Here is a 7190-nt window from a genome sequence, read left to right on the forward strand (position 1 = left end):
TGAAATTCTTTATAGATAGGTTAGCCCCCCGTTTTCTAGTAATTCCCAGTCGTAGAGTCATACCTTGACTACTAAAAAACGCTGTCGCATTCGTAAGCAGGAAACAGCCCGCCGCAAAGCGGGTCTAGCCGTAAAGCCGGGCGTAATAACCCCCGCGCGCCAGCAGGTCCTGATGGCGGCCCCGCTCGACGACCATCCCTTGGTTCATGACGGTAATCAAATCCGCATGTTCCACGGTGCTGAGACGGTGGGCGATTAGGATGGTGGTGCGACCCTTCATCAATTCGTTCAGGGCCTGCTGTACCCAATGCTGGGATTCGTTGTCCAGCGCGGAAGTCGCTTCGTCCAGCAGCAAAATCGGGGCGTTTTTGAGAATCGCCCGGGCGATTGCAATTCGCTGCCTTTGTCCGCCCGACAATGACGCTCCTCTCTCTCCCACCGGCGTTTTATACTGTTCCGGAAATTCCTGAATGAAAGGGTGAGCGTACGCCGCTTTGGCCGCTTCGATCACTTCTTCATCCGTTGCATCCGGGCTGCCGTAACGAATGTTTTCCTCAATCGTGCCGGTAAACAAGAATGGCTCCTGCGGAACATATGCAATCTGCCTGCGGATTTCGTCCAGCGTATAATGGCCGAATGGTTTGCCTTGGACCAGGATTTCTCCGCTGTCCACAGGATAAAAGCCGAGCAGCAGCTTGATCAGCGTACTTTTGCCGCTGCCGCTGGCCCCCACGATCGCGGCGACCTGACCGGGAAAAACCTGCAAGGACATACCGACAAGCACCTTTTTATCCCCCTGATAGGAAAATTCCACATCGCGAAACTCCACCGCAGCCTCCGACACGAGCTCGCTGTGAGGAGATCCCAATCGCTCCGGTTCCTCTTCCTCTCTTAGTACCTCTTGAACCCGGTGAGCGCCCGCGAGCGAATTTTGGGTCATCGACAGAACCATGCCTAAGTTCAACAAGGCGTGCGTCAGATTCACTTGCAGAACCGCCAGAGCGGCGACGCTTCCCATTCCCATCAGTCCGTAAGCATAAAGCAGACTGCCGATGACGATAATGCCGCAGAACGTGACGTAGCTGATAAAATGGTTTACCGCAGCCTGCATGCCGTTCTTCTGCGCGGTTTGCCGAAGCATCTGCGTCATTTGTTCGTTCAGCGCCTCGTATTGGCCGTAAATTGTGCGAATGCGGAACAGCTTCACAATTTGAATACCGCCCATAAAATCTTTAAACTTTTGGGTCATTTTACCGAGTGTTTGCAAGCCTTGTTCGGACAAGACGCGAATATCCCGCGCAAATTTCAGGCTGACCCCGGAGGACAGCAGCAGAATAACGATGGATACCCCGGCAAACCGCCAATCGATCAACACCATGGAGGCAATGGAGCCGATGCAAAAGACAACTTGAAGCAGCAAAACGAAGTAAACCTGCGAGAATGTAAACTCAACGGTCGTTACATCGTTGTTCACCCGTGACAGCAAGTCCCCATGGTGCGTCTGCTCCAGGAATCTCGGCCGCACCCGGCACAGCTTGTCATAAAGGCGTTCGCGGATATTCAGCACGGTCAGCTCGACACTTCGCTGGTATAAGTAAATGAACCAGGGAGAAATCACATTTTCCAGAAACAGGGCCACGCCCAAAATAATAAAGGCTCCCACCATCAGAGACGTATCTCGGGACACGGCGAAATCTACCAAATTATGTACGACCAAGCTGAAGGCGATCAGGAACAAGGTTTGGGTGAGCGCCGTTACGGCCAGGCCAATGGCGTACTGGGTTTTACGCTTGCGGTTCATAAACGTCAGCAAGTAGCCGAGTTCTTTTACTTGCGAGAGCCATCCGCCATTTTTCATGTGTACTCCACCTCCCTGCGCTCGGCAGACTCGGTAAATTCCTGGTAGTACGACTGGGCGTACAATCCCTTCATCTCCAGCAATTGTTCATGAGTGCCCTTTTCCACAATATTCCCCTGCTCCATAACCCAAATTTCGTCAGCGTTTTGTACCGTAGAAAGCCGATGAGCAATAACCATCGTCGTTCTCTGCTTCATCAATACGCCCAGCGCTTCCTGAACCGCGCTTTCCGACTCCGGATCAAGAGCTGACGTTGACTCGTCCAGCAGCAGAATGGGGGCATCCTTCAGAAAAGCCCGGGCCATTGCAATGCGCTGGCGCTGCCCGCCGGACAAAAAGCCTCCGCGCTCTCCGACATACGTCTGGTAGCCGCCGAGAAGCTGCATAATGAAGGAATGCGCCTGAGCAGCTTTGGCAGCTTCGATAATCTCGTCCATCGACGCTTCTTCCCGCCCGTAGCCGATATTTTCGGCGATCGTGCCGCTAAACAAATATGAATCCTGGGTTACCACGGAAAAATGCGACCGAAGCTGCTCCGGATCAGCGCCGTGGATCAGGCTGCCGAACACGCGGATTTCACCCTGGTCCTTCGGAAGCGGATAAAAGCCGCATACAAGCTTGAACACCGTGCTCTTCCCTCCGCCGCTCGCTCCAACAAGCGCAATCGTCTTCCCTTCCGGTACCGAGAAGCTAACATTCCGCAGAATCGGGGTGCCCTCCTCATACCCGAAGGTGACGTTCTGAAACTCGATGGGAGCGGCACTCGATTTCGGAAGCAAACGGCCATTTTTCGTTTCGGTCGGCTGCTCGACAATTTCGAAAACTCTTCTCAGGGCACCGGTCATTTCGAACGTCCGCGTGATGAGCTCGGGAATATGCTCTAGCGGCTCCAGACACAGATTCAGCAAGTACAGGAAGGCAACCAGCTCTCCCGCGCCTAACTGCCCTTTGAAGATCAAATAGCTTCCGTAACTGACGGCGAAAATGATCGGGCTGATCATCAGCGTGGACAGCAGCGGATTGACCCAGGCTTCCCGCTTTTTTACAGCCAGTTTTTTCTGAGCCGTTACTTGCAGCAGTGCCTGGTAGGAGCGAGATAACATATCGGATAGCAGATAACTTTTTACAATAGGCATCCCCCCAAGCGTATCCTGGAGATTGACGTTCATTCGTCCCATATTCGCCTGGGCTTCCTCTGTCAACCGCTCGAGCTGCTTACCAATCCATTGGGAAACAAGTAGTGCTAAGGGAAATAGCAGCAGGCTGTACAGCATCAGTTCCCATTGAAGGTAGATTAAATAAGCAAAACAACCGATGAACAACAGCGGATGATAAAACCACTGGGCCAGGTCCCGAATCATAAACTGCTGAATGAGCTGCAAATCGTTGTTGATCCGCGACAATACGTCGCCGGAGTGCTGCTTTTCAAAATAGGAGACCGGGAGCTTGCCGATATGCCGCATGACATGGTTGCGGATATCCTGTACCGCAGACGCACTGCTTCGCTCCACACCAAAGCTCATAAAAAACTTCGCCGGAACACCGATCAAGATGACCACAAAGACGGTGTACACGATTTGCAGAACGACTGGCCCCGCCCCCTTCTCGGCCTGGGTGGTCAACTGCTCGATCAAACTTCCCGTCCATATCTCAATAACAGCGGCAGCAATTGCGGACAACGTACCAACGATCATCCAGCCTTTGTGAGGGCCTACAAAGGACATCAGCCAGCGGAGCGCTTTCCAGGTAGCGTAAGCGGTTTGCCGTTTGGAGAGCGCTGCTGTGACTTCTACTTGAATAGACGGCTGGCGGTCAGCTTCCATGCAGTACCCCGGCCTCCGCTTCGATCTGCCGCTTGACTTGCGCTAAGATGTCCCGGATAACGACTGCCGTTTCTTCCACACGCGTAAGTTCCAGCAATTCCTCGTGTGCGCCCTCCAGCCGGTAATCGGCGTAAGCCTGCGTCGTTGCCCCCCGCCAGGACGGCAATTGATGCTCCCGGCGGAACGCTTCGCTGTCCTTCGCAATCAGTTCGTAAATCCGGGCCGAGACCGTGCCGGAATTAACAAGCTGCGCTTCATACGCTAAGGTCGCTTTGACCTTCCGATGAACCCGCTCCCGCACGAGCGGGTTGCTCATTAATTCCTTCTCTTCTTCGTCGAAATCGGCAAGCATTTCTTTAAGCTCTTTTTCTGACGTTTCGGGAGGCGTCAGCGTGTTCTTAATCCACGAGTCCACCATGAGCACATCCGTTACGGAATACCCTCTTTTCTCCATCGTTTTGGCTACCTCGAACGTCAGGTTGCCCCCGAAGCAGTAACCGAGCAGCACGTAAGGTCCTTCCGGCTGGATGCGGACAATCTCATCCACATAACGGTTCAGCATGACTTCGTAATCGTTCGTGTCGTCGATAAAATCAATGCCGTAGAGCACGAACCGACCGTCGAGCCTGGTTGCGAGCTCACGGTAACCGATGCCGAAGCCGCTGCCCGGAGGGAAGCAGAACACGTTCAGATCCCCTTCTTTATTCAGCTTAATGAAGGAGTCTCCCCCTTTATCCAGGCCGAGCCCCCCCTCGCCGAAAGCCATGGCTTCAACTGTAACATTGTGGAATTGGCGGTTCAGCGGTATCTCGATGCCCGTTTCATCGTAAACGGCTTGAATAAGCCGCATCAGACTTAACGAATTGCCACCGAGCTCAAAAAAGTTATCCTTTACGCCGACCTGAGGAACGCCAAGCGTATCCTGCCAGGCGCGGGCGATTTTCATTTCGAGCAGCGTTCTCGGCGCGACATATTCCGCTCCTAAGACCACGGCTTCCTCTGGCGCGGGCAGCGCTTTGCGGTTCATTTTCCCGTTCGGAGTCAGCGGCATTTGCGAAAGCTGAACGAGGTACGAAGGAATCATATACCCCGGTAGCTGTTTGGCGAGCTCCACCTTGAGTTCATGCGCTGCCAGCCTCGTTTCCGCGACGTAGTAAGCGACAAGCTGCTTTTGGCCGTTCGCGTCGTTGCGGTCGAGCACCTTGGCTTCTTGCACGGCGGCAATCCTCAGCAGTTGCGTCTCGATTTCGTCCAGCTCGATCCGGTACCCGCGGATTTTGACCTGGTGGTCGATCCGGCCTAAGTATTCGATGTTTCCATCCGGCAGCCAAGCTGCCAAGTCACCCGAACGGTAAAGTTTCTCCCCCTCTGCAAACGGGGAATCAACGAACTTCTCTGCCGTCAGATCTGGACGGTTCAGGTATCCTCTCGCAAGGCCTTCTCCGGCCACGTACATTTCGCCTGCTACGCCGATCGGCACAGGGTGGCGGTTTTCATCCAGGACGTACACCCTCAGCGTCGGAATTGGCTTGCCGATATTGCTCTTCGCCGCCTCTATTTCGATCCATGTGATTTCCTTATACGTAACATGAACCGTCGTCTCGGTAATGCCGTACATATTGATCAGCTTCGTCTCCGGGTACTTCGTCTTAAAACCCTTGAGCAGCAGCGGACTCAGCGCTTCGCCCCCGAAGATGACGTTACGAATCCGCAGATCGTACGGATGATCCGCTAAGACCTTACGCAGCAACTGGTAGAAGTACGTTGGCGTCTGGTTCAAAATCGTGACCTGCTCGCGGCCCAGCAGCGCCAGAAAATCAGCCGGGTTTTTCGCCGTAAGCGGCGGTACGATGACCAGCTTGCCTCCATTCAGCAGCGCTCCGTACATTTCCCAGACGGAGAAATCGAAGCAGAACGAGTGGAATAGCGTCCACGTGTCGGATGGCCCAAAGTCGAACAGGTTCTTGTCATTGAACAGAAGGCGTACGACGTTCTTATGCTCGATCAGCGTTCCTTTCGGTCTGCCGGTCGTTCCCGACGTGTAAATAACGTAAGCTAAGTTCCTCGGCCCGGAGATCGGCTCCAGATTCGAAGCGTTCAACGTATCGTCGGAGTTCGTATCACTGTCTCTGTCTCCCCACACGAAATCGTCCAATTCAAGGCGTATTCCAGCGAAGTCGGTCTTCTCGTGCAGATGCTTTTGAATCAGCAATAACGGTGCTCCCGAATCCTCAATCATGAAGCGGATGCGCTCCTCAGGGTACTCGGGATCGACAGGAACGTACGCTCCGCCCGCTTTGAGAATCGCCAGGATGCCGACGACCATATCAAGCGAGCGCTCGGCCAGAATCGCTACCAACTGGTCTGCTTCGACTCCTGCCTCCCGCAGCTTCCGCGCAAGGCGGTTAGACCGTTCGTTCAGCTCACGGTAGGTCAACTGCCGCTCGTTCATGACGGCGGCCACCTTGTCCGGGTAAAGCTCCACCTGCTCTTCGAACAGGCCGTGAATCGTTTTTCCCCGCTCGAACTCAGTTTCGGTGTCATTAAACCGCTTCAGCAGCGTCTCCGTCTCGTCTGAAGACAGCATAGCGGCTTGTCCGAGCTCCAGATCCGGATGAAATAATAACACAGACAGTAGCCGAACAAGATGGTCGGCCGCCTGTTCCACAAATGCCCGCTCGTACCGCTGCCTGTCAAAGCTTACTTCCAACTCGATGGACTGGTCTTTACGATCGAAGCAGAAAACGGTATCGGCTGCCACCTGGCTGCCCAGCGGTCCCGGATGAATCTGGGCGAAGGATGCGACGGTATTGACGACCGGGTGGCCATCCCCCGTATAGTCCAGATGAAGCTTCTCCAGCATTTTCCGAAAAGGCAGGTGTTGATGCTCCAGCGCCTCGCCGATGGAGGCTTTGATGCCCCCAAGCAGCGTCTTCAGCGTCGTCTGATGGCTTACGGGCGTCTTGATCACCAAGATGTCATGCGGTGGCGGAGTCCCACTCTGGTCTGCGCTATATGAAGGCATGCCAATCAGCACATGGCCTCGCCCAGTATATTTGAACAGCAGGCTTTTTACTCCTGCCAAAACAATCATGTACAGAGCCAAATCCGAACCGCCAGCAAGACGAATGATTCTCTCCGATAGTTCGTTCGGCAGGGTACGTTGTACCAAGCCCGGATCAGCCGCAGCTTCCCCGCCCTCGGATAATTTGGAGGAATAACTGTAGGGAAGGAAGCTCAGGCTGTCATCGGCGTCAAACTTGCTGCTCCAGTACCGCTCTTCCTTTTCAAACAAATATTTCATTCGTACCTCCCTAAAAATGAAGTAGCCACATGCCCGGCGCAGGTCGGAAAAAGTTTGCTTTCGCCCTGCGCGTTTACGGGTTTGGACGTTATTCGCCGTCTTCCCTGAGAATGTGCCCCGGAATGAGTGCGCCGGAATGTGCCCCAGTGTGCGCCAAGATATAAGCCGGAATGTACGCCGCTTTCACTTGACGGCGGAGACGTGC

The 7190-nt window shown here is 54.2% G+C and carries 3 protein-coding genes; all 3 read right to left on the reverse strand.

Annotated features, from left to right (window positions below):
* Positions 1-124: 124 nt before the first annotated feature.
* The 3 genes from GNP95_RS17260 to GNP95_RS17270 are packed head-to-tail and all read right to left on the reverse strand — an operon-like array spanning position 125 to position 6985.
* Positions 125-1858 carry an ABC transporter ATP-binding protein gene (locus tag GNP95_RS17260; RefSeq protein WP_155612103.1) on the reverse strand — a complete coding sequence of 578 codons (1734 nt, stop codon included), beginning with the start codon at positions 1856-1858 and terminating at the stop codon, positions 125-127.
* A complete protein-coding gene (locus tag GNP95_RS17265; RefSeq protein WP_155612104.1) occupies positions 1855-3681 on the reverse strand; it encodes an ABC transporter ATP-binding protein in 1827 nt (608 codons plus the stop codon). The genes GNP95_RS17260 and GNP95_RS17265 overlap by 4 nt, the downstream gene beginning before the upstream one ends.
* On the reverse strand, positions 3671-6985 hold the full coding sequence (locus GNP95_RS17270; RefSeq protein ID WP_155612105.1) for a non-ribosomal peptide synthetase: 3315 nt from the start codon (positions 6983-6985) through the stop codon (positions 3671-3673). Before GNP95_RS17270 ends, GNP95_RS17265 begins: the two co-directional genes overlap by 11 nt.
* Positions 6986-7190: the final 205 nt, after the last annotated feature.

The organism is Paenibacillus woosongensis (genome assembly GCF_009725165.1).
In the GTDB taxonomy this organism is placed as follows: Bacteria; Bacillota; Bacilli; order Paenibacillales; family Paenibacillaceae; genus Fontibacillus; species Fontibacillus woosongensis.

Bases quoted from the DNA above. Each gene is read 5' to 3' on its own strand.
- GNP95_RS17260 (WP_155612103.1), bottom strand. From the start codon at position 1,858: ATGAAAAATGGCGGATGGCTCTCGCAAGTAAAAGAACTCGGCTACTTG.
- GNP95_RS17270 (WP_155612105.1), bottom strand. From the start codon at position 6,985: ATGAAATATTTGTTTGAAAAGGAAGAGCGGTACTGGAGCAGCAAGTTT.
- GNP95_RS17265 (WP_155612104.1), bottom strand. From the start codon at position 3,681: ATGGAAGCTGACCGCCAGCCGTCTATTCAAGTAGAAGTCACAGCAGCG.